The sequence below is a fragment of the Novosphingobium jiangmenense genome (assembly GCF_015694345.1).
GTDB classification, from domain to species: Bacteria; Pseudomonadota; Alphaproteobacteria; order Sphingomonadales; family Sphingomonadaceae; genus Novosphingobium; species Novosphingobium jiangmenense.
The window spans coordinates 316,856-337,809 of sequence record NZ_JADQDC010000002.1 but is presented as its reverse complement, the minus strand read 5'-3'; the positions used below and the strand labels follow the sequence as shown (position 1 = coordinate 337,809).

At 65.2% G+C, this 20,954-nt stretch carries 22 protein-coding genes; 7 read left to right on the top strand and 15 right to left on the bottom strand.

From position 1 onward, the window contains the following. From I2488_RS04155 to I2488_RS04145, 3 genes are all read right to left on the bottom strand, one after another. The gene (locus I2488_RS04155; RefSeq protein WP_196274547.1) at positions 1 to 552 is read right to left on the bottom strand and encodes a rod shape-determining protein MreD; all 552 of its coding nucleotides are present in this window, start codon (positions 550 to 552) and stop codon (positions 1 to 3) included. Beyond that, complete coding sequence (gene mreC / locus I2488_RS04150; RefSeq protein WP_196274546.1) at positions 552 to 1,457, bottom strand: rod shape-determining protein MreC; 906 nt, start codon at positions 1,455 to 1,457, stop codon at positions 552 to 554. The genes I2488_RS04155 and mreC overlap by 1 nt, the downstream gene beginning before the upstream one ends. 75 nt (positions 1,458 to 1,532) lie before the next feature. After that, positions 1,533 to 2,579, bottom strand: coding sequence for a rod shape-determining protein (locus I2488_RS04145; protein ID WP_144907129.1), 1,047 nt, complete (start codon positions 2,577 to 2,579; stop codon positions 1,533 to 1,535). A gap of 188 nt (positions 2,580 to 2,767) precedes the next feature. Here I2488_RS04145 and mutL point away from each other — a divergent pair, with 188 nt between their 5' ends. Further along, positions 2,768 to 4,564 carry a DNA mismatch repair endonuclease MutL gene (mutL, locus tag I2488_RS04140; protein ID WP_196274545.1) on the top strand — a complete coding sequence of 599 codons (1,797 nt, stop codon included), beginning with the start codon at positions 2,768 to 2,770 and terminating at the stop codon, positions 4,562 to 4,564. Next, positions 4,564 to 5,058, top strand: coding sequence for a hypothetical protein (locus I2488_RS04135; RefSeq protein WP_196274544.1), 495 nt, complete (start codon positions 4,564 to 4,566; stop codon positions 5,056 to 5,058). The genes mutL and I2488_RS04135 overlap by 1 nt, the downstream gene beginning before the upstream one ends. Positions 5,059 to 5,062: 4 nt before the next feature. Here I2488_RS04135 and I2488_RS04130 read toward each other — a convergent pair whose 3' ends face one another. The 3 genes from I2488_RS04130 to I2488_RS04120 are packed head-to-tail and all read right to left on the bottom strand — an operon-like array spanning position 5,063 to position 7,175. After that, complete coding sequence (locus tag I2488_RS04130) at positions 5,063 to 5,509, bottom strand: MaoC family dehydratase (RefSeq protein ID WP_196274543.1); 447 nt, start codon at positions 5,507 to 5,509, stop codon at positions 5,063 to 5,065. Positions 5,510 to 5,552: 43 nt separating this feature from the next. Continuing rightward, positions 5,553 to 6,356 carry a DUF1206 domain-containing protein gene (locus tag I2488_RS04125; RefSeq protein WP_196274542.1) on the bottom strand — a complete coding sequence of 268 codons (804 nt, stop codon included), beginning with the start codon at positions 6,354 to 6,356 and terminating at the stop codon, positions 5,553 to 5,555. A gap of 57 nt (positions 6,357 to 6,413) precedes the next feature. Then, positions 6,414 to 7,175 carry a MauE/DoxX family redox-associated membrane protein gene (locus I2488_RS04120; protein WP_196274541.1) on the bottom strand — a complete coding sequence of 254 codons (762 nt, stop codon included), beginning with the start codon at positions 7,173 to 7,175 and terminating at the stop codon, positions 6,414 to 6,416. A gap of 44 nt (positions 7,176 to 7,219) precedes the next feature. Here I2488_RS04120 and I2488_RS04115 point away from each other — a divergent pair, with 44 nt between their 5' ends. After that, the gene (locus I2488_RS04115; protein ID WP_196274540.1) at positions 7,220 to 7,615 is read left to right on the top strand and encodes a MerR family transcriptional regulator; all 396 of its coding nucleotides are present in this window, start codon (positions 7,220 to 7,222) and stop codon (positions 7,613 to 7,615) included. Positions 7,616 to 7,618: 3 nt separating this feature from the next. Here the strand turns inward: I2488_RS04115 and ychF are convergent, their stop codons facing one another. Further along, positions 7,619 to 8,719, bottom strand: a complete 1,101-nt coding sequence (gene ychF, locus I2488_RS04110) for a redox-regulated ATPase YchF (RefSeq protein ID WP_196274539.1) — start codon at positions 8,717 to 8,719, stop codon at positions 7,619 to 7,621. Positions 8,720 to 8,832: 113 nt separating this feature from the next. Between ychF and I2488_RS04105 the strand changes: the two genes are divergently transcribed. Then, the gene (locus I2488_RS04105; protein WP_196274538.1) at positions 8,833 to 10,338 is read left to right on the top strand and encodes a tetratricopeptide repeat protein; all 1,506 of its coding nucleotides are present in this window, start codon (positions 8,833 to 8,835) and stop codon (positions 10,336 to 10,338) included. Between the two features lie 60 nt (positions 10,339 to 10,398). On the opposite strand, the gene I2488_RS04100 is transcribed toward I2488_RS04105, so the two are convergent. Beyond that, positions 10,399 to 11,115, bottom strand: coding sequence for a cistern family PEP-CTERM protein (locus I2488_RS04100; RefSeq protein WP_196274537.1), 717 nt, complete (start codon positions 11,113 to 11,115; stop codon positions 10,399 to 10,401). A gap of 173 nt (positions 11,116 to 11,288) precedes the next feature. Between I2488_RS04100 and I2488_RS04095 the strand changes: the two genes are divergently transcribed. Then, the gene (locus tag I2488_RS04095) at positions 11,289 to 12,815 is read left to right on the top strand and encodes a tetratricopeptide repeat protein (protein ID WP_196274536.1); all 1,527 of its coding nucleotides are present in this window, start codon (positions 11,289 to 11,291) and stop codon (positions 12,813 to 12,815) included. A gap of 36 nt (positions 12,816 to 12,851) precedes the next feature. On the opposite strand, the gene I2488_RS04090 is transcribed toward I2488_RS04095, so the two are convergent. The 7 genes from I2488_RS04090 to I2488_RS04060 form a co-directional block, all read right to left on the bottom strand. Next, on the bottom strand, positions 12,852 to 13,301 hold the full coding sequence (locus I2488_RS04090) for a PEP-CTERM sorting domain-containing protein (protein WP_196274535.1): 450 nt from the start codon (positions 13,299 to 13,301) through the stop codon (positions 12,852 to 12,854). Between the two features lie 154 nt (positions 13,302 to 13,455). Further along, positions 13,456 to 14,025, bottom strand: coding sequence for an aminoacyl-tRNA hydrolase (pth, locus tag I2488_RS04085; protein WP_196274534.1), 570 nt, complete (start codon positions 14,023 to 14,025; stop codon positions 13,456 to 13,458). Positions 14,026 to 14,160: 135 nt separating this feature from the next. Continuing rightward, complete coding sequence (locus I2488_RS04080; protein WP_196274533.1) at positions 14,161 to 14,766, bottom strand: 50S ribosomal protein L25/general stress protein Ctc; 606 nt, start codon at positions 14,764 to 14,766, stop codon at positions 14,161 to 14,163. A gap of 119 nt (positions 14,767 to 14,885) precedes the next feature. Then, entirely contained in the window at positions 14,886 to 15,803 is a 918-nt protein-coding gene (locus tag I2488_RS04075; protein ID WP_196274532.1) for a TraB/GumN family protein, read from the bottom strand. Further along, on the bottom strand, positions 15,800 to 16,717 hold the full coding sequence (locus I2488_RS04070; RefSeq protein ID WP_196274531.1) for a TraB/GumN family protein: 918 nt from the start codon (positions 16,715 to 16,717) through the stop codon (positions 15,800 to 15,802). The genes I2488_RS04075 and I2488_RS04070 overlap by 4 nt, the downstream gene beginning before the upstream one ends. A 60-nt stretch (positions 16,718 to 16,777) precedes the next feature. Further along, the gene (locus I2488_RS04065; protein WP_196274530.1) at positions 16,778 to 17,437 is read right to left on the bottom strand and encodes a hypothetical protein; all 660 of its coding nucleotides are present in this window, start codon (positions 17,435 to 17,437) and stop codon (positions 16,778 to 16,780) included. After that, entirely contained in the window at positions 17,415 to 17,618 is a 204-nt protein-coding gene (locus I2488_RS04060) for a helix-turn-helix transcriptional regulator (protein ID WP_039331181.1), read from the bottom strand. Before I2488_RS04060 ends, I2488_RS04065 begins: the two co-directional genes overlap by 23 nt. A 142-nt stretch (positions 17,619 to 17,760) precedes the next feature. Here I2488_RS04060 and I2488_RS04055 point away from each other — a divergent pair, with 142 nt between their 5' ends. Beyond that, positions 17,761 to 18,678 (top strand): glycine--tRNA ligase subunit alpha, encoded by a 918-nt coding sequence (locus tag I2488_RS04055; protein ID WP_196274529.1) that lies wholly within the window; start codon positions 17,761 to 17,763, stop codon positions 18,676 to 18,678. Then, the gene (glyS, locus tag I2488_RS04050) at positions 18,675 to 20,945 is read left to right on the top strand and encodes a glycine--tRNA ligase subunit beta (protein WP_196274528.1); all 2,271 of its coding nucleotides are present in this window, start codon (positions 18,675 to 18,677) and stop codon (positions 20,943 to 20,945) included. The genes I2488_RS04055 and glyS overlap by 4 nt, the downstream gene beginning before the upstream one ends. The last annotated feature ends 9 nt before the right edge of the window (positions 20,946 to 20,954 follow it).

Here is a 20,954-nt window from a genome sequence, read left to right as displayed (position 1 = left end):
TCAGATCCTTTTCAGCGGCAGCAGACGGACACGGTCCAGCAGCGCTACCAGACGCGTCACCACCGGATAGAGGACCAGCGACATCAGCAATTGCGGCACGATCACGATGGGCAAGGGATAGCCTGTGGCAATTCCTGCCAGAACCGAACTCAGGAACAGGTACGCTGTAATCAGCGCACTCGCCGCAAGCCAGTCCTGGGCAAACCCACGCCACAGAAACCGCTCGTCAACGACTTCCATCGCCAGCATCGTCGCCGACCACAGCACAATTCCCGATCCGAACGGCATACCGGAATAGAGGTCGTCGAAGAAGCCGAGCGGCAGCCCGACCCACAAGGGCAGCATTCCTGGCCGCATCATGCGCCAGGCAAGCAGCATCATGTAGGCGAGGGGAGGCATGACCGGGGCCGAGGAGATCACCGGCGAGAAACTGGCCATGGAAGCAAGCATGATCGTGGCCCACGGCAACCCGGTTGCCAGCACCGGCCACGGTTCGCGGTTGATCCGCTTGCGCGCGATTTCCTCAGGCGTGCCCCGCAGTGGGCCGAGCATCAGGGCTCGCCTGCGGCATTCTTCGCGCCGTCCTTCTCGATCTGCTCGATAAGCGCGCGGGCTTCACCGCTGTAGGCCGGTTCCACGATCACGAATTCGTTGTCCGCGGGATCGGCAGCGAGATGTCCGGTTGCGCCGTCACGGTGGGGCTCGGTTGCCACCGCAACCGGTATGCCGGGGGGATAGAGACCGCCCGAACCGGAGGTGACGAAGACATCGCCCTGCTTCACGGGATTTACGCCCTGGTTGATCAGGCGGATGTCGATCCTGCCGTTCGATGCTCCTTGCACAAACGCGGTCAGCCCGTCGCGCGCGCGCTTTACCGGAACGACGTTGTCAGGGTCCGTCACCAGCAGAACGCGTGCCGTCCCCGGACCCGCCTCGATCACGCGGCCGATCAGTCCTGACGCGGCGCGGACTGGCTGGCCGGGACGCACGCCGCTCGATGTCCCGGCATCGATGATGGCAAAGCGCCGCGTGCTGGAAGCGGTCGAGCCGATCAGACGCACGGTGGCGACAGGCTGGCGCTGCGGTTCGACAATGCCGAGCAGCGCCTTGAGCCGACGGTTCTCGTCGCGAAGCGATTGCATCGAGATCGCATTGGCGCGCGCAGCTTCCACTTCCCGGCGGAGTTCGGCGTTCTGCCGTCCGGCGTTGAAGTAGGCACCGATCGCAGCGAACACGCCCTGTCCGGTGGACCGGCTCTCGGCGCCGGCTTCGCCCAGCGGGCGAGCCGCTTCGGCAGCGGCGCTGCGGGCGAATGAAAAGGCATCCGGATTGACCAGCGAGGTCACGAGCACGGCAACTCCGGCCACGACGCCAAGAATGGCGACAACGTAGCCGGTGAATATGCCGTACTGCGCCCTGCGCGAATAGCCCGGGCGCCGGTCCTGCGACCGCGCCATCCGTCAAACCCCTTCAATCCGGCGCTCAGACATGCGCCGCGATGCAACCCGTATGCTTGCGATACCCGAAAATCGTCAGGCGGTCATCAGCACGCCGCGATAGATCGGATCTTCCATCGCGCGGCCGGTCCCGAGCGCGACGCACGACAGCGGATCTTCGGCGACGCTGACCGGCAGGCCAGTCTCCTCGCGCAGATGCTCGTCCAGACCGCGGATCAGCGCGCCGCCGCCCGTCAGCACGATGCCCTGGTCGACAATGTCCGCGGCCAGCTCGGGCGCGGTATTCTCCAGCGCGATGCGCACGCCTTCGACGATTGCGCCGATCGGTTCGGACAGGGCTTCGGCAATGTTCGCCTGCGTGATCGTGATTTCCTTGGGCACGCCGTTGACGAGGTCGCGACCCTTGATGTGGATCGTCTCGCCGATGCCGTCGGCCGGAGCCGTGGCGATACCGTAGTCCTTCTTGATGCGCTCTGCCGTGGCTTCGCCGATCAGCAGGTTGTGATGGCGGCGCACGTAGGAGACGATCGCCTCGTCCATCTTGTCACCGCCGACGCGGACCGAGGTGGTATAGGCAAGGCCGCGCAGCGACAGCACGGCGACTTCGGTCGTGCCGCCACCGATGTCGACCACCATCGAGCCGACCGGTTCGGTCACCGGCATGTCGGCCCCGATCGCCGCAGCCATCGGCTCGAGGATCAGGTAGACCTGGCTTGCCCCGGCATTGCTCGCCGCGTCACGGATGGCGCGCCGTTCGACGCTGGTCGAGCCCGAGGGGACGCAGATCACGATTTCCGGATAGCGCAGCAGGCTCTTCGAACCGTGCACCTTGCGGATGAAGTGCTTGATCATCTCTTCGGCGACTTCGATGTCGGCGATCACGCCGTCGCGTAAGGGGCGGATCGCTTCGATGTTGTCGGGCGTCTTGCCCATCATCATCTTGGCATCGTCGCCCACGGCCTTGACCCGCTTGATCCCGTTGATCGTCTCGATGGCGACCACGGAAGGTTCGTTCAGCACGATGCCGCGATCCTGCACATAGACCAGCGTGTTGGCGGTGCCGAGGTCGATCGCGATGTTCTGGGAACCGAACTTGAAGAATCGGGAAAAGATCGAAGCCATCTAAGAATCCGTGATAATCTGCGGTTTGGCGCACGGGCTAGCGCCAGACCCCTCCAGAAAGTGCGCCCGGGAAGGCGGCTTCCTAGCAGGCGATTCGCGCAAAGCCCATGGGTTTGTGCGGGTTTGGACGGATAACTTCACCGCTTGTCTCGAAATAAATCGGCTTCGGCGCTAGGCTCGATCAGACCATGCGAGTCATCCGCCGCCTCCCCGAAACCCTGATCAACCGCATCGCTGCCGGAGAGGTGGTCGAGCGCCCTGCCAGCGCGCTCAAGGAACTCGTCGAAAACGCCATCGACGCGGGCGCGAGCCACATCCACGTGCGCCTGTCCGAGGGCGGCCTCGCCATGATCGAAGTCTCCGACGACGGCTGCGGCATGCGCCCGGACGAGATCGAACTGGCCCTTGAACGCCACGCCACCTCGAAGCTCCCCGATGAAGCGATCGAGATGGTCGAAACGCTCGGATTCCGAGGAGAAGCCCTCCCGTCCATCGCGTCTGTCGCCCGCGTCACTATCGAATCCCGGCCACAAGGCAGCGCCGATGGCTGGAAGCGTGTCGTCGACAATGGCGCTTTGGTCGCCGAAGGACCAGCCGCTCTTCCACCGGGCACCCGCGTGCGGGTCGAACAGCTGTTCGAGAAGATCCCCGCCCGCCGCAAGTTCCTGCGCAGCCCGCGCTCGGAATGGGCCGCCGCATCGGACGTGGTCCGTCGCCTTGCGATGGCCCGGCCTGACCTGGGCTTCACGCTGGAACACGATGGCCGCCGCGCGCTGCACGTGCAGGCCGGCGAAACCCTCGAAGCCCGCGTGGCCCAGCTTGTCGCCCGCGAACTCGCCGGCAATTCGGTCGAGGTCGATCTCTTCCGCGGCGATTATCACCTGACCGGCATCGCCGGCCTGCCGACCTACAACCGCGGCGTGGCCGACCACCAGTACCTGTTCGTCAACGGCCGTCCGGTGAAGGACCGCCTGCTCATCGGCGCAGTGCGCGGCGCCTATGCCGACATGCTCGCGCGTGACCGCCACGCGGTGCTCGCGCTGTTCCTGCAGGTTCCGGCCAGCGAGGTCGACGTCAATGTCCATCCCGCCAAGTCGGAAGTCCGCTTCCGCGATCCGGCACTGGTGCGGGGCATGGTCGTCTCGGGGCTGCGTCACGCCCTGTCGACCGGCGACCAGCGCAGCGCACAAGCTCCCTCGGCCAGCGCGATGGCAGCATGGCAGGCCGAACCCATCGCTCCGCCGCCGCCTGCCTCACAGGGCAGCATGTTCAGCCAGCCATGGCGGCCCGAGGCGCGCGTTTCCGACGCCGGACAGGCCTGGCGCGGCTACGAGCAGTCGGTCCTGGCCCCGCTGCAAGGACGAGCCGAAGTCGCTGCCGAACCCGTCGTCGACGCGACAAGTCATCCCCTCGGCATCGCCCGAGGCCAGATATCCAACACCTACATTGTTGCAGAGGCAGAGGACGGCCTGGTCATTGTCGACCAGCATGCCGCCCACGAACGTCTCGTGCTCGAACGCCTGCGCGCTGCCGGGGCAGGGCAGGGCACCGCGTCCGCGCAAGCCCTGCTGATCCCCGAGGTCGTGGAACTGGAAGAAGTCGCCTGCGACCGGCTTGAGGAAGCCGCGCCCAAGCTTGCCGAGTTCGGCCTCGCTCTCGAACGCTTCGGCCCCAACGCCATGCTCGTGCGCTCCGTCCCTGCTGCTCTGGCCAAGGGCGATCCGGCCAAGCTCGTTGCCGACGTCGCTGATGACCTTGCCCACCACGGCGACGCGCTGCTGCTCAGCGAAAAGCTCGACCTGGTCCTCGCCACCATGGCATGCCATGGCTCGGTCCGCGCAGGCCGCCAGCTTTCGGTAGCCGAAATGAACGCCCTGCTGCGCGAAATGGAAGTGACGCCCCGCTCCGGCCAGTGCAACCATGGCCGCCCGACGTGGGTCAAGCTGGCGCACGGCGACATCGAGAAGCTGTTCGGGAGAAAGTGATGCTGCACGGACGTCTGGCCCTGATTTCGCTGTCCATCTTCGCCTTGGCCGCCTGCTCCGAAAAGGAGCCGACCGACGCCGAAGCGATTGCCGCCGTCGAGGCCGCGCAGGACGGCAAGCCTCCGGTCAAGCCGCTGCAACTCCAGCCAATCCTCTACCCCGATATCACCATCAACAAGCTCCACGGCACCGGCTGCGCTTTCGTTGCCGACGGTGGCGGTCTCGGCGCTGTGCTCCTGGCGCAGGACAAGCGTGGCGTGATCAAGTACGGCGATCACGTTCAGGTTCTCGCGCCCGATGCCGGTTCCGCAAAGCTGCCCAAGGGCAGTTTCTCGCGCTACACCGGCAAGGAGAATGCCGTCACGCTGACCACGACCGGGCCGGTCACGCCGGTCGGCACGACCGAGCAGTTCAAGGGCAAGATGGTCGTGACCGATGCCTTCGAACGTCCGGTCTACGAGGCGACCGGCGACGTGCAGTGCAAGGCGATCTGAAGCGTCAGGCGTCCCTTGTGCGGATCAGGCCGATCGACTTCATCGTCATCACCACCACGCCGTCCTGATTGTAGACCCTGACGTTCGAGCGGAAGCTGCCCATCTCCGGGCGCGATGAACTGCGCTTCTTGTCGACGATCTCGGTCTCCACGCTGAGCGTGTCGCCGGGATAGACCGGCTTGAGCCAACGGATCTCGTCCAGCCCCGGCGAACCGAGGCCCGCCTGCTTGCGCTCCTTCAGGTTCTCCACCAGCATCGCCATGGTCATCGCGCAGGTGTGCCAGCCGCTTGCCGAAAGCCGCCCGAAATGGGTCTTGGCCGCGGCTTCGTCGTCAAGGTGGAAAGGCTGGGGGTCATACTTCGAGGCGAAGTCGATCACTTCCTCGCGGTTGACGGCATAGCTTCCGAACCGCTGGATCGCGCCGGGCTCGATATCTTCGAAGTACATCATCGGTGCAGGTTCGACGCTCCGAAACGCAAAGTCAATCGCGCGATTAAATCCGGATTGCGCGCAAGCCCTTCATGGGCGGAGCGGGATCGGGAATGATGCGATAACGCGCGGTAATCAGGCTGAAAATTCCGAACAGCAGCAGGCCTGCTGCGACGAGATGGAATCCGAGGCCCATGTCCCGCAGATTGTTGATGGCCTTTCCCAGCGACACGACTTCCCGGCTTTGCCCTACCCACGCCGAGCGCAGCAGGGACCATCCGATAAGCGCCATGACCACGGCGCGTGCGGCATGTCCTGCGCGCCCCACCCAGCACGTGAACGCAGGCGCGCGGGACGAGACATGCCGCATGAACCCTGCCGTCACCGCATTGCGCGCCTGAAGCAGCGCGGCCATGAGCAGGCCCGCGCCGACAACGCCCAGCAGCGTCTCGCCAAAGGGAATGTCGAGCACGCCACCGGCCATCTGCGCCGACGAATCCTTGCCCGCCCCACGCGCGCCGCTGGCGATGCGCGTCGCCGTCCACGCCATGACCAGATGCACCACGGCGCTGGCCAGATAGCCGACACGGGCGGCGCGCCCTTTCCACGAGGTGCCCTTGCGCTCGATATCGAACAGCGCGGCCGACAACCTGTAGAGCGCATAGCCGACCAATCCCGCCGCTGCGACATACAGCACCACCGGGCCACCGGGGATGGCATTCAAGACGCGGAAGGTATCCCCTGCGCCATCGTCGACGTCAGCTTTGCGCGCGGTCAGGGCAAGATAGCCCAGCAGCAAATAGACCAGACCGCGCACGGCAAAGCCCACCCGAGCCAGCCACACCACCTTCTCCGACTTGTCGACCACCAGCGCGCTCCTCTTTCCCGGTTCGGGCAAGGAACGCGCCGACAGCCTTGCGGTGCCTCAACTCATCGCGGGCATCAGCAGCATCCACAGCGCCATGCCGACCATGACCACGTTCTCGGTCAAGGAGACGAAGCCCAACGGGACGCGGCCCGAACCGCCGACGCAGGCGCATTTCAGTTCACGCTTCTGGACATAGACGGCGTAGAACACCGAAACGCCACCAATCGTACCGATGAACAGCGCGATCGGGATGGAAAGCCAAGGCAGGGCCCGCGCTGCCATCAGCACGCCCGCCAGCGCCTCGCCGAACGGATAGAGGTAGGCATAAGGCACCCATCGCCGCGCCAGGAGATCATAGCCGAGGAACATCGTCGCAAAGCGGTCGACGTCCTGCAGCTTGAGCATCGCCAGCAGCGCCATCGCGAAGGCCACGAACCATTCGACCGCGCGCCCCGTGAAGGGCGTGCCGAACAGCGTGAAACTCACGGCAAGGGCAAGCGCACCGGCAATGGCAAAGACGGCGAGCACCGGCACGTAGCTCACTGCATCCGGGTCGGCGACTTTCAGGCCAAGGAAGCGGCGCGTGTCGTCATGGCCGCCGATGCGCTTGCCATCAATGAACACCTGCGGCGTGGTCTTCACACCATGCGCCGCCTTGAACGCGTCGGTTTCCTCGCGCGTGCGCAGCCAGTGGTCCTCCACCTTGTAGCCTTGCCGTTCCAGCAGGTGCTTCACCTTCACGCCATAGGGGCAGACGTGTTTGGGCATGACCATGCGATAGAGCACGGCGGTTCGATTCGGGGTCTGTGCGTTTGTCATGCGAGGACCTATAACCTGCGTACCACGGTACGGAGTCAAGCGGCATGGCAATGACGATTTCCGAGCTCGCCAAGGGCGCCGCCGTCGGCGTCGAGACAGTGCGCTTCTATCAACGCAAGGGATTGCTTGACGATCCCCGGCCCAGCCGCAGCGGCCGACAGGGCCAGAAACACTATGGCCCCGATGACCTGCGCCGCTTGCGTTTCGTCCGCAGCGCGCAAGGCGCAGGCTTCACCCTTTCCGAAATCGCCGAATTGCTGGCTCTGGATGCAGGGCACGACCGTCCGCGCGCTCGCGAAATGGCGCGGACCCGGCTTGAAGCCATCGATCAGGAGATTGCGCGCCTCGAAACCGCCCGCCAGTCGCTGCGCAAGCTAGCCCGCGAATGCGCCAGGGGCGACGCCGGGCCATGCCCGATCATCGCCGCTTTCGAAGCCTGAGGATCAGACGTTGAACTTGAAGTGCAGGACGTCGCCGTCCTTCACCACGTATTCCTTGCCTTCCTGCCGCAGCTTGCCCGCATCGCGCGCCGCGCTTTCGCCGCCGAGGCTGACGAAGTCGTCATAGGCGATGGTCTCGGCGCGGATGAAGCCGCGCTGCATGTCGGAGTGGATTTCACCTGCCGCTTCGGGCGCCTTCGCCCCCAGATGCACCGTCCACGCGCGCGCTTCCTTGGGGCCGACGGTGAAGAAGGTGATCAGGTGGAGCAGTTCGTATCCCGCGCGGATCACGCGGGCGAGGCCGGTCTCGTGCAGACCCATTTCCTCGAGGAAGACCGAGCGCTCTTCGGGATCCATTCCCACAAGTTCGGACTCGATGGCGGCCGAGACGATCACCGCATTGGCGCCCTCTGCCTTGGCCTTCTCGAATACGCGGGCTGAAAACGCATTGCCGTTCGCTGCGCTCTCTTCCTCTACGTTGCAGACATAGAGGACCGGCTTGGCGGTCAGCAGCTGCGCTTGGCGGAACACGCGCGCTTCCTCGTCGTCCTTGGGCTGTGTCAGACGCGCGGGCTTGCCTTCGCGCAGCAGTTCGAGCGCCTGCCCAAGCACGGAGGCGATGATCTTCGATTCCTTGTCGCCGGCCTTGGCCTTCTTTTCGGCGGCAGGAACGCGCTTCTCAAGGCTTTCGAGGTCCGAGAGCATCAGTTCGGTCTCGACCGTCTCGGCGTCGGAAATCGGATCGACCTTGTTGTCGACGTGCTGGATGTCATCATTCTCGAAGCAGCGCAGCACGTGAACGATCGCGTCCACTTCACGGATGTTGCCGAGGAACTGGTTGCCAAGGCCTTCGCCCTTGGACGCACCACGGACAAGCCCTGCGATGTCCACGAAGCCAAGCTGCGTCGGGATGATCTTCTGGCTTCCGGCAATCGCCGCCAGCTTGTCCAACCGCGGGTCAGGTACGCCGACATTGCCGACGTTCGGCTCGATCGTGCAGAACGGATAGTTCGCCGCCTGCGCCGCCTGCGTCTCGGTCAGCGCGTTGAACAGCGTCGACTTGCCGACATTGGGAAGGCCGACGATCCCGCAACGAAAACCCATCTTCAAACTCCTTGGCTGGCCGCGCCTTTAGCGGGCCGCACGGGATTTGGAAACCTTCACGGAAATTTCAGGGATTGGGCGCACTAAGCCCTTCACGCGTGGAGAAAATTGCGATGAAGAAGCTGGCGTTCCTGACCCTGCCGCTCCTGCTGGCGGCCTGTACCGACAGCCCCCAGGAGCGCGCAGACCGCGCCCGCAAGGCCTTCGATGCGCACGATTATCGCGCCGCACAGGTCGATCTTGCCGCCGCACTTGAGTCAAATCCACAGGATCCGGCGTTGCTCGAACTCCACGCCCGCAACGCCTTGGCCATGGGCGATGGCATCGCCGCCGAGGCGTCCCTGACCAAACTCCCCGAAGGCAAACGCCCTGCCGACTTCGCCCTGCTACTGGGCGAGGCGAACCTTTTGCGCGGCATGGCGGACGAGGCGCTCACCGTCCTCGGCTCCGATTCCTCGGCCAGCGCACAACGCCTGCGCGCGCTTGCACTGCTGGCCAAGGAAGACCGCGAAGGTGCGGCCAAGGCCTTCGCGGCCGGTGCCGCCGGTAAGCCCGATGCCCGCCTGCTCTCGGACTATGCCCGGTTCATGCTGATGGGCGGTGATGTCAAGCAGGCCCGCGCTCTGGCTGACCGCGCCAAGGCAGCCGACCCGGGCCTGATCGATACGCTCCTCGCCGATGCCGAAGTCGCCACCGCCGAAGGCCGCCTGGCGCAGGCACTCGCGGGCTACGAAGCCGCCGTCGATGCCTACCCCGGCAATCTCGCTGCGTTGGCGGGCAAGGCGGCAGTGCTGGGCGATCTCGGTCGCACGGCCGACATGGAGGGCGTGTTGAAAGCCTTGGCCGAGGTCAAGGGCGGGGGGCAGGTTGCCTATCTCCAGGCCCGGGCCGCCGCGGCCCGCAGCGACTGGCAGACCGTCCGCAGCGTGCTGCAGGCCAACGAAGCTTCGCTGGTCGGCAAGGACGAGGCGACCGTGCTCTATGCGCAGGCCTTGGTTCAGCTGAAGCAGCCCGAACAGGCCCGCGCCAAGCTCCAGCCCCTGCTCACCCGCAATCCCGGCAGCGCAACGCTGCGCCGCGAACTCGCCAAGGCGCAACTTGCCGCAGGCGACCCGCGCGGCGCGGTCGAGACGATGCGCCCCTTCGCCGAAGTCCAGACTGCCGATGCCGAGGACTTGCGCCTGCTGGCCAAGGCGGCAGAAGCCTCCGGCGATCCCGATGCGGCAAAGCTGGCGGAGAAGGCAAAGTTCCCCTCCGCGCAGGCGATGGCAGCAACGCTCGCGCAAGCCGACACCGCGATGAAACAGTCCAACTGGGGCAACGCGATCGCCGCCTACGAACGCCTGCTCGCCGTCACCGACGGCAAGAACCCGCTCGTCCTCAACAACATGGCCTATGCGCAGGGCATGGTCGGCAACAAGACCAAGGCGCTCGAGTTCGCAGAGCGCGCCTACAAAGTTGCCCCGACCAGTGCCTCGGTGATGGATACGCTGGGCTGGCTGCTGGTCGAGAGCGGCAAGGACCCCGCGCGCGGCCTGTCATTGCTGCGCGATGCTGCGTCCAAGGCTCCGGGCAACGCCACGATCGCTGCCCATTTGCGCAGCGCCGAAAAAGGCTGAGCACAAACGAAAAGGGAGCCAGCTCGCGCCGACTCCCCTCCGAGAACCGTTGCAGTGCGCTCAGGCGGCGAGGGCAAGCCGCTGCGGTGCCGACTGGCGACGGCGTGCGAGAGCCAGACCGACAAGGCCCGCACCGAGCAGGCCGAGCATGCCCGGCTCCGGAACCGGCGTACCACCGGTCGAGCCACCCGTGCTGCTGAGCGTGCCCGAACCGCTGGCCGAGCTGATGCCGGGCACGCCCGCGATCGACTGGTAGCGGACATAGAAGTCGCTCAGCGTAAGCGAGCTGACCGGCTGCGAGAAGCTCAAGGTGAACGAGCCGGTGCCGGTCTGGCCAAGGGTCAGGCCACCGCTGCCACCGCCCGCACAGCTGCCGGTCTGCGCATCCTTGAAACAGACATCGACCGTGCCGATGCCGTTCGGGTAGTTAGACGACAGCGTGGTGTAGGAAAACGCCCCGGTGCTGGTCGCCGACGAGATGTTCGGATCGGTGTTGAACGCGAAGCTCGAGATGCGCGAGTCCGTCACCGGGGCCGAGCTGGTGTTCGAAACCGAGTAGTCGAACGTGTAGTCGTTGCCCGAGATCCCGGTCAGCTTGAACGTCGTCGAGCCGGTCAGCCCGTCGATCGTCGTGCCGCCTGAAAAGCCGTTGTAATTGAGCGTGAAGCTGGTGCCGATGTCGCCCGAGCCGAGCGTCACGGAATCCGCAAAGGCAGGCGATGCGATCGCCATTGCCGCGCTGGCAGCAAGGCCGGCAAGAACTTTCCTGAAGGTCATCGAAACTGCTCCCATGAACCGGAATTCGGTTAACCGTTACTAACGCAATGACTGTGCCAACTGCGAAATTCAGCCATTTGTAATGATTAACGATGTGTCGAGCGTAAGCATTTCCGACAGGTGCACCGCCGCTCTCGCCACCCGCTTTCACCAAAGATTCAGCGCTCGCTGGCATGACTCGCGCAATGCGCACTCGTCTTGCCCTTGCCCTGTTCCTGACCTTGTCCGCCTGCGGGGAAAGTCCCGCCGACCGCATAGCCCGCGCGCGGCAGGAAATTGCGGGAATGGAACTGGCTGCAGCGCGCGTCGATCTCGTGGCGGCACTGGCCGAGCAAGGCGACGACCCTGCTACCCTGCGCCTGCTCGCAGACGTGCAATTGCGGTTGGGTGACGGCGAAGGGGCTGCGGCGACAGCCGATCGGCTCGAGCGGGCAGGAGCCACGCCTGCGGACCTCATGCCGATCCGGGCCGAAGCCGCACTCCTGCGCGGCAATCCCGACGCAGCCCTGGCCCTGCTCGGCTCTGCGGCAAGCTCGCATGCGGAGCGCGTGCGCGCCGCCGCTCTGCTCGCAAAGGAGGATGCTTCGGGCGCGCTGGCGGCCCTGCGCCGTGGCGTTGCCGTCGGCGCCGACCCGCTGCTGCTGCGAGACTATGCCCGCTTCCTGATCGGCGCTGGCGACTTCGATGGCGCCGCCAGTCAGATCGCCGCTCTGTCGCGGCTCCAACCGGATGGCTTCGATGCGCTCATGCTCGGTGCGGACCTTGCAGCGCGGCGCGGCCGCCATGCCGAGGCGCACGGTCTGCTCGAAAAGGCCGCCGCGCGCTACCCCAAGGTGCCCGACGCCCTTATCGCGCGCGCAACCGTGTTCGATCTCGAAGGCAAGCTCGACGAAGCCGTGGCCATGACCAACCGCGCCGCCACGATCGCGCCCGACGATCCGCGCGTCCGCGACCTCAAGGTCCAGTTCGCCGCGATGAAGGGGGACTGGTCGACGGTGCGGTCATTGCTCGCGAGGGAGGAGCGCACGCTCGATCCCTTGTCGGCCAACGGCCTGAGCTATGCCGAGGCGATGCTGCGCACCGGCCATCCCGAGCAGGCCAGGGCCCTGTTCCAGCGCGCGCTGACCCGCTCGCCCAACAATCCGTTCTCGCGGCTCATGCTGGCCGAAGCGCAACTGGCCACCGGCGATGCCCGCGCTGCCCATGCCACGGTCGTGCCGCTTGCCAGCAGCGTCATGGCAGAGCAGCGCGAACTGGAACTTGCTGCAAAGGCGGCGGAAGCGGCCGGTCTTCCCGAAGCAACGGCCTATCGAGCGCGTCTTGCCGATGCCCGTCGAGGCATGGTCAAGGCGCTCTCTGCCGAAGGCAATGCCGCGCTCGTCCGTGAGGACTGGCCCAAGGCCGTCGACGTGTTTTCCCGTCTTGCACAACAGGGCGAGGATGCCGAAGTGCTCAAACGCCTCGCCCTGGCCTTGAGCCATCAGGGCAGGGCGGACGAGGCGATCCGCACTGCAGACAGAGCCAGAGCGCTCAGGCCGGACGATCCGGATACGAGCTACATGGCCGGTCTGGTTCGGGTCAGGGCGGGGCGAGACGTGCCCGCCGCAATTGCGATGTTGCAGCAGGCCGTGCAAGCTGCACCGGACAACGTCATCTTCCGGCAGGCACTGGCCCGCTATCACCTGCGCGAAGCATCATGACCGCGAGCCAGACTGCGCATACCTTACCGTAGCCGGTCAGGCGCGCGGCTTGATCCGGCGCGAGCGGGCATAGCCCACGCCGAGCAGCCCGAGCGCCATCATGCCCAGCATGCCGGGTTCAGGCACCTGAGTGCCACCGGAGGTGCTCGTCGTGGTCCCGCCAGAGGTCGTCGTGGTGCCGCCCGACGTGGTGGTGGTGCCGCCCGACGTGGTGGTGGTCCCGCCCGAAGTGGTGGTGGTGCCACCTGAGGTCGTCGTGGTCCCGCCCGAGGTCGTGGTCGTACCGCCCGACGTGGTTGTGGTAGTGCCTCCCGAAGTGCTGGTCGTGCCGCCCGATGTCGTAGTGCCACCGCACAGGCTCGACCCGCCACTGTGGCCGCAATTGCAATAATGCTTGTGCTTCAGCCACCACGTCGCCTGCGCGGGCGTGGCTGCGGAAATGGCGGCAAGGGTGACTGCGGCAATAGCGGTTGAGCGAATGTTCATTTTAACCCCCGTTGGTAAATTACGGTCTGGTCGATGCTCTGCAAAACCGGTGCCAACTCTTGTTTTTCAGGATTTTGCGTGGTTAACGCCAAATTGTGCCGGAGCCTGTGTAAGCCAAGGCGACGAATTGTGTTTCGCTATTGTTTCCCGCCGGTCAGTGCTGCTGTCTCAAGGCCACGTCGTTCATGAAGCGAACGTCATCTTTCGCCGCCAGCCAGTTCGCCTCTGACGCTATCGCACCCAGCATGTCGACCAGGTCGTCCTGCTCGGCCTTGGCGAAGGCCCCGAGCACGTATCCGGTCACGCGGTCCTTGTGCCCCGGATGGCCGATGCCGAGCCGCACCCTGCGAAAGTCCGCGCCGAGATGCTGGTCGATCGAGCGCAACCCGTTGTGCCCCGCCGTGCCGCCACCCTGCTTCACCTTGACCTTGAACGGTGCCAGGTCCAGCTCGTCATGGAACACCGTCAGCGCGTCCATGCCCAGCTTGTAGAAGCGCATCGCTTCGCCCACCGAACGGCCGCTCTCGTTCATGAAGGTGGCAGGCTTGAGCAGCAGCACCTTCTGGTTGCCGATCCGGCCTTCCTGCAGCCAGCCCTGGAACTTCTTCTGCACTGGCCCGAAGTTGTGCACCTCGGCAATCGTGTCCAGCGCCATGAAGCCGACATTGTGCCGGTGGAGCGCATATTGCGGTCCGGGATTTCCGAGGCCGACCCAGAGTTGCATGTGCGTAAGGTTTCCTTGGTTGCGAGGCCTGTGTGCCCTGCCAGATTACGACACACAAAAAAAGAACCCCTCCCGCACGCGGCGGAAGGGGCTGCTTTTTCACGCGCCTGCCGGAGCGGGACCCAAGTCCGGCTATCAGCCTTCCTTGGTGGTGTCGCCTTCTTCGCTCTTCAGCGAGGAGGGGGCAACGATCGTCGCGATGGTGAAGTCGCGGTCCGAGATCGCGGGCTTCACGCCTGCGGGCAGGGTGACGGCGCTGATGTGGATCGAATCGCCGACTTCGTAACCCGAAACGTCGACGATGATGTCGTCGGGGATCGCGTCAGGAGCGCAGATCATTTCCAGCTCGTGGCGAACGACGTTGAGAATGCCGCCCTTCTTGAGGCCCGGCGACTTCTCTTCGTTGATGAAGGCCACCGGCACGTCCACGTGAACGACCGAGTCCTTCGAAACGCGCAGGAAGTCTGCGTGCTGCGGACGGTCGGTCACCGGGTGGAAGGCGACGTCCTTGGGGAGGGTGCGGATGGTCTGGCCACCGACAGTGAGCTCGACGACCGAGTTGAAGAAGTGGCCGGTGCCCAGCGCCTTGTTGAGCGCCTTTTCTTCAAGGTGGATCGCGATGGGTTCTTCGTTGCCGCCATAGATCACGGCGGGGGTGCGGCCTTCGCGACGCAGTGCACGGGAGGCTCCCTTGCCAGCCCGATCGCGCGTCTCGGCCGACAGATGCAGCGTTTCGCTCATTGTCAGTACCTTCAGCTGAGTTAATCACACTTCCTCCGCCACGCCTCCAGGGATGACCATGACAGGGGAGCGGCGGCCCTTAGCGGGTTTGGCCGGAAATGCAAGAAATCAATCCCCGCCTAAGGCACCCGCTTGATCGTCCATCCACGCGCCATCATCAGGCGCTGAAGGCTGTCCGACCCCGAAAGGTGCGCCGCGCCCACCGCCACGAAGGGCTTCGCGCCCCCCTTCAGCATTGCGTCCAGCTGATCCGCCCAGGCCCGATTGCGGTCGGTCAGCAAAGCCTGATGCAGCCCGGCATCGGCCAGAAAACCCTCGTTCGCCTCGCGCGCAATGCCAAGGTCATCGCCCTTGAGCCACAGCGCGACCATGTCGGCCTCTTCGTCCTTGTCGCTCGCCGCCTCGACCGTGACTTCCTGCAACAGCACCTGCTGCTGGCGAGGGGGGAGGGCGTCGAACACGCCGAACTGGCTGTGGATCGTCTCGAACCCCGCGACAGGCTTGTTTCCGGCCAGCTTGCGCAAGGCTGGCTCCGCGCCGCTGTCAGGATCGGCGCCTGCCTTCTGCCCGGCAATCGCCGCCAGTTGCAGCGCCACCGCCCAGCTTTCCGTATTGGCAAAGTCCGCATCCGAAAGGCCAAGCTTGCGATAGACCTCGGCCAACTTGGCGCGATAGGCAGGCGCAAGGCGCTGCGAGGGCGGAGGCAGCCCTTCCGTTCCTGCCAGATCCGCCAGCGCCTCGCCTGCCACTTTCTGGTTCAGCGGCTCGGCAATCTCGAGCACCAGCCGGTCCGCCTTCGCCAAGGCCTCGCCGATGGCCGGACGCAGCCATTGCGTGTCAGGGGGCAGGGCATGGACGGTGCCGAACATGTAGCCGCGCACCGCCCCGGTCTTGTCCTCGATCTGCCACAGCGCCACGCGCGTATCCGGCGCGGGCGCAGGCTTCCCGTGCTCCAGCCACGCCACCGCCATGCCCAGCAGCAGCGCCGGAACCACCGCCCACAGCAGGCGTGGAAGAAAGCGCGAGATCTGCTTCATTGCACGCGGGTAGCGACAAGGCCTTGCGCCTTGAGCAGGTCCTGCACGCTTCGCGCCCCCGCCAGATGCCCCGCGCCCACCGCGATGAACACCGTTCCCGGCTGATCGAGCCGCTTGGCGATCCACGAAGCCCAGTTGCGATTGCGCTGGTAAAGCAGCGTCTCGGCCAGTTCGGGATCGTCCATGTTCTCGTTGATCAGCTTGCCCAGGCCTTCGGGATCGCCTGAACCCCATTCATCGGTCATCGTGCCGATGATGGCAAAGCTCTTGTCGAAATCGCGCACCGCCTCGCCGAGGAACTTGAGCTGCGCCTCGCGCGGCAACTGGTCGAACAGGCCGAGCTGGTACTCGACCGTCTCCAGCGCGCCAAGCTTCGTGCCCTTGGCCACCGCCGCCTTGCGCAGCACCGCCTCGACGCCATCCTCGGCGCCGTATCCGGCCAGCTTGTAGGGCAGGACGCCCAGCGTGATCCCCGCCAGCCACGGCTCCATCGGATCGAGCGCTTCTGCCGGGATCTTCAGCTTGGTCAGCAGCGCCTCATAAGCCGCCCGATCGGCATCGGGCATCATCGAGCGCAGCGTCTCGCCCTTGAGCAGGCCCAGCGCCATCACCGTCTTCTGCTGCTCGGCCGCCGGAACCTCCGGGATCTCGGTGACCAGCTCGCCCGAACTGTCGAGCGCCTTGCCTACCGGCCCGTCAAGCCACACCAGTCCCTTGGGCAGGGCGTGGATCGTGCCGAACAGGTAGATCGTCGTGTCCGCATCGGCGACCTTCCACAAAGCGGGCTTCATCTGCTTGGGCGCTGGGGCGGCGGCAGCGGGCTTGGCTGCAGGTGCCTCGGCGTGAACCGTCCCGGCAAAGGCAAAGGCGGCGAGCGCGATTGCGGCAGTGAATGTACGATAGGCGCGTTTCATCATCAGGCTCCTTGTGCCCGTAAACAGGTTGCAGGGAAATGAAGGTTTGCGAGTGTCGCGTCAGAGATGGCGCTGGCGGAACCAGACCACGCCCCACACAGCCATCGTCGCAAGGTAGATCGTCATTCCATCGGCCGCGGGCAGGAACCCGCCACGGTTGCCCAGCCACCAGATCGGCGCGGCCGCACTGTAGAAGTAGAGCGCGATCAAGGCCCCGGTGCGGTAGGACTGCTCCTCATGCTCGTCGATGTTGCGGTGCCAGAACCACGTGACCGGCGCGATGACGAGAACGATGACGGCGATAAGCGCCGCAGCAACGCCTGCGGGCAGAGGCCCGGCGGCTACGTCGAACGGCTGGTCCGGCGCGTCGCCCGCGAAGCTCATCCACACTCCCATTACGAGCCCGATTCCGCTTGCCACCACCGCGCTGATCGTCGCGCGCCGTGCCCGAGGCGAAAGCGGGCCGTTCTCGCGATAGTAACGTCGCGCGCTGACCCAGGCGAACCAGAACGCGCCAAGCGTCAGGGCAACGAATACGCCCATGATCACCCAGCCGATCGGCTTGACCTGCTCCTCCCTGCCAAGCGCATCGATCAGGCCGACCGCAGCGCCGGAAAAGAACACTGCCGCCACCGTCGCGCCGAACATGCGCATGGCAAGCTTGCCGAGGCTCATCGCCGGCGGGTCGATCTGATCGTCAGTCATGTTGGAAACCATCATCGAAGATCTCCTCGATACGAAGCTGGAACAGGCGCGCGATGCGGAAGGCGAGGGGGAGCGAGGGATCGTGCTTGCCCGTCTCGATCGCGTTCACCGCCTGGCGCGACACGTCGAGCTTCAGGGCAAGGTCGGCCTGGCTCCACTGCCGCTCCGCGCGCAAAACTCTCAATCGGTTATTCATGTCATGCTGACCTGTCCATATGTCAGGTTGTGCTGACAATATGTCGCGATTCGCTGACTAATGTCAAGATAACCTGACATGGCGGCCGAGGTGGTGGTTCCCGGTTGATTTGGCGGCCCTCATCGGCCAAAGCCGCGCGACCATGGCCGACACAAAACTCATGCCTCCCCGCGCCCCCCTGAGCCTGCAGGACATGATCCTGCGCCTCCACGCTTTCTGGAGCGAGCAGGGCTGCCTGATCCTTCAGCCCTATGACATGCGCATGGGGGCAGGGACCTTCCACACCGCCACCACCCTGCGTGCGCTCGGGCCCGAGCCATGGAACGCCGCCTTCGTGCAGCCCTGCCGCCGCCCCACCGACGGCCGCTATGGCGAGAATCCCAATCGCCTGCAGCACTACTACCAGTACCAGGTGATCCTGAAGCCGAGCCCCGAAAACCTGCAGGAGCTTTACCTGCAGTCGCTCGCCGAGATCGGCATCGACCCGCTGGTGCACGACATCCGCTTCGTCGAGGACGACTGGGAATCCCCCACATTGGGCGCATGGGGCCTCGGCTGGGAAGTCTGGTGCGATGGCATGGAAGTCACCCAGTTCACCTATTTCCAGCAGATGGGCGGCTTCGATTGCAAGCCCGTCGCAGGCGAACTGACCTACGGCCTCGAACGCCTCGCCATGTACATCCAGGGCGTCGACAACGTCTATGACCTGAAGTTCAACAATCACGACGTTACCTACGGCGAGGTGTTTCTCGAGAACGAGAAGCAGATGTCGAAGTGGAACTTCGAAGTCGCCGATACCGACAGCCTGTTCGAAGGCTTCCGCCGCGCCGAGGAAGAGTGCAAGCGCAGCCTCGATGCCGGCGTCCCCATTGCCGCTTATGAGCAGGCGATCGAAGCCAGCCACCTGTTCAACCTGCTGCAGGCCCGCGGCGTGATCTCGGTGCAGGAGCGCGCCAGCTACATGGGCCGCGTCCGCGATCTCGCGCGCGGTTCGTGCGAGGCCTACATGGAAAAGAACGCCGATCAGTGGGCGGCGAAGTATCCGGAGTGGAGCAAGTGACCGATTTCCTTCTCGAACTGCGCAGCGAGGAAATCCCGGCCCGCATGCAGGCAGGCGCCCGCGCCGATCTTGAAAAGCTGTTCCGCAAGCAGCTTGACGCCGCGGGTCTCAAGGCTGGGGACATCACCGTCTGGTCCACCCCGCGCCGCCTCGCGCTGATCGCCCGCGATTTGCCGCTGGCCACCGAGGCCGTGTCCGAGGAAACCAAGGGCCCCAAGACCTCCGCGCCCGAACAGGCGCTCGCAGGCTTCCTGCGCAAGACCGGCTTGACCCGTGACCAGCTGACCGAGCGCGACGGCGTGTGGTTCGCCGTCACCGAAAAGCCTGGTCGCGCCACCAGGGACGTGCTCGCCGAAGCCGTCCCCGCGATCATCCGCGCCTTTCCCTGGCCCAAGAGCCAGCGCTGGGGCGCGGCATCGCTTTCCACGGAAAGCCTGCGCTGGGTGCGCCCGCTCTCCGGCATCGTCGCCATCCTCGGCGAAGATCTGGTCGAGTGTGAGATCGGTGGCATCAAGTCCGGCTACGCTACCCTTGGCCATCGCTTCCACCATGCGGGCGAGATCACCATCGGCAGTGCCAGCGACTACGCCGAAAAGCTGCGCGCCTGCCACGTCATCGTCGACCATGTCGAGCGCGAGGCCATGGTGCGCGAGAAGGCCAAGGCCGCTGCAGAAGCCGCAGGGCTCGTGCTGGTCGAGGACGAAGGCCTGGTGATCGAGAACGCCGGCCTCACCGAATGGCCCGTCCCGCTGCTCGGCCGCTTCGACGAAGCCTTCCTCGACGTTCCGCCCGAAGTCATCCAGCTCACCGCGCGCGTCAACCAGAAGTACTTCATCTGCCGCGACAGCGCCGGAAAGCTCGCCAACGCCTTCGTCTGCACCGCCAACATCGAGGCCAAGGACGGCGGCGCCGCCATCGTCGACGGCAACCGCAAGGTCCTCGCCGCGCGCCTTTCAGACGCCCGCTTCTTTTGGGAGCAGGACAAGAAGAAGCCGCTCGCCGAGCAGGCGCAGAAGCTTTCCCGCATCACCTTCCACGAAAAGCTCGGCACCGTCGCCGACAAGGTCGAGCGCGTCGCCAAGCTGGCCCGCTGGCTGGTCGAGGAAGGCATCGTAAAACCAGAACTCGCCAACCAAAACCTTCGTCATTCCCGCGAAGGCGGGAATCCAGCGTCAAACACAGCGCCAGAGTGGACCCCCGCCTCCGCGGGGGTGACGAAGGAAGAGTTGGCCGACCAGGCCGAACTCGCCGCCCGCCTGTGCAAGGCCGATCTCGTCACCGAAATGGTCGGCGAATTCCCCGAACTCCAGGGTCTGATGGGCGGCTACTACGCCCGCGCCGAAGGTCTGCCCGACGCCGTAGCCGACGCCATCCGCGATCACTACAAGCCAGTCGGCCAGGGCGACGACGTGCCGACTGCGCCGGTGACCGTGGCCGTAGCTCTGGCGGACAAGCTGGATACGCTGTTTTCGTTCTTTGCTGTCGGCGAACTGCCCACTGGATCTAAGGATCCGTTCGCGTTGCGACGTGCAACTTTGGGCATTCTTTCCCTGCAAATCCAACTCGGTCTTCGTTGGTCGATCGAGGGCCTTTACCGAGGTTGGGCAAGCATTGGCGGACACAACTGGTTGGCAGTCGCAGACGGCCTTGAGCATGTGCGGCAATTCTTCGCCGACCGCCTCAAAGTCCAGCAACGCGAAGCAGGCGTCCGCCATGACCTGATCGACGCCGTGTTCGCGCTGGGCGGCGAGGACGATCTCGTCCGCCTGCTCGCCCGCGTCCACGCGCTGCAGGCCTTTGTCGGCACCGAGGACGGCACCAACCTCCTCGCAGGCTACAAACGCGCCGCCAACATCCTCAAGAAGGAAGGCTTCGCCGCCAACCCCAACGCCGGGTCCGAAGGCGAGGGTGTCGTGCCTCCAACCGGCGAGGAAGACCCGCTCGTGCTGGTCGATGATCCCGCCCTCGAAGGCGTTGCCGCGCAGTTCTCGCATCCCGAATGCAACTACGCCCGCGAGCCTGCCGAACAGGCGCTGGTCGATGCGCTGAACTCTGCCGAACCGCAGGCCACAGGGGCAATCGCTGCGGAGGACTTCACTGCAGCAATGGCTGCGTTGGCGACCCTGCGCCGGCCGATCGATGCGTTCTTTGATCAGGTGACGGTCAATGATGCAGACGCTAACAAACGTTCCAGTCGCTTGGCGCTGCTTGACCGTTTTCGTGCTGCAGTGCACAAAGTTGCGGACTTTTCGCGAATAGAAGGGTAAAGGCCAAAA

Excerpts from the sequence above, each read along its gene's own strand:
- I2488_RS04155 (WP_196274547.1), bottom strand. The coding sequence starts at position 552 with ATGCTCGGCCCACTGCGGGGCACGCCTGAGGAAATCGCGCGCAAGCGG.
- mreC (WP_196274546.1), bottom strand. The coding sequence starts at position 1,457 with ATGGCGCGGTCGCAGGACCGGCGCCCGGGCTATTCGCGCAGGGCGCAG.
- I2488_RS04145 (WP_144907129.1), bottom strand. The coding sequence starts at position 2,579 with ATGGCTTCGATCTTTTCCCGATTCTTCAAGTTCGGTTCCCAGAACATC.
- mutL (WP_196274545.1), top strand. The coding sequence starts at position 2,768 with ATGCGAGTCATCCGCCGCCTCCCCGAAACCCTGATCAACCGCATCGCT.
- I2488_RS04135 (WP_196274544.1), top strand. The coding sequence starts at position 4,564 with ATGCTGCACGGACGTCTGGCCCTGATTTCGCTGTCCATCTTCGCCTTG.
- I2488_RS04130 (WP_196274543.1), bottom strand. The coding sequence starts at position 5,509 with ATGATGTACTTCGAAGATATCGAGCCCGGCGCGATCCAGCGGTTCGGA.
- I2488_RS04120 (WP_196274541.1), bottom strand. The coding sequence starts at position 7,175 with ATGACAAACGCACAGACCCCGAATCGAACCGCCGTGCTCTATCGCATG.
- I2488_RS04115 (WP_196274540.1), top strand. The coding sequence starts at position 7,220 with ATGGCAATGACGATTTCCGAGCTCGCCAAGGGCGCCGCCGTCGGCGTC.
- ychF (WP_196274539.1), bottom strand. The coding sequence starts at position 8,719 with ATGGGTTTTCGTTGCGGGATCGTCGGCCTTCCCAATGTCGGCAAGTCG.
- I2488_RS04105 (WP_196274538.1), top strand. The coding sequence starts at position 8,833 with ATGAAGAAGCTGGCGTTCCTGACCCTGCCGCTCCTGCTGGCGGCCTGT.
- I2488_RS04100 (WP_196274537.1), bottom strand. The coding sequence starts at position 11,115 with ATGACCTTCAGGAAAGTTCTTGCCGGCCTTGCTGCCAGCGCGGCAATG.
- I2488_RS04095 (WP_196274536.1), top strand. The coding sequence starts at position 11,289 with ATGACTCGCGCAATGCGCACTCGTCTTGCCCTTGCCCTGTTCCTGACC.
- I2488_RS04090 (WP_196274535.1), bottom strand. The coding sequence starts at position 13,301 with ATGAACATTCGCTCAACCGCTATTGCCGCAGTCACCCTTGCCGCCATT.
- pth (WP_196274534.1), bottom strand. The coding sequence starts at position 14,025 with ATGCAACTCTGGGTCGGCCTCGGAAATCCCGGACCGCAATATGCGCTC.
- I2488_RS04080 (WP_196274533.1), bottom strand. The coding sequence starts at position 14,766 with ATGAGCGAAACGCTGCATCTGTCGGCCGAGACGCGCGATCGGGCTGGC.
- I2488_RS04075 (WP_196274532.1), bottom strand. The coding sequence starts at position 15,803 with ATGAAGCAGATCTCGCGCTTTCTTCCACGCCTGCTGTGGGCGGTGGTT.
- I2488_RS04070 (WP_196274531.1), bottom strand. The coding sequence starts at position 16,717 with ATGAAACGCGCCTATCGTACATTCACTGCCGCAATCGCGCTCGCCGCC.
- I2488_RS04065 (WP_196274530.1), bottom strand. The coding sequence starts at position 17,437 with ATGATGGTTTCCAACATGACTGACGATCAGATCGACCCGCCGGCGATG.
- I2488_RS04060 (WP_039331181.1), bottom strand. The coding sequence starts at position 17,618 with ATGAATAACCGATTGAGAGTTTTGCGCGCGGAGCGGCAGTGGAGCCAG.
- I2488_RS04055 (WP_196274529.1), top strand. The coding sequence starts at position 17,761 with ATGGCCGACACAAAACTCATGCCTCCCCGCGCCCCCCTGAGCCTGCAG.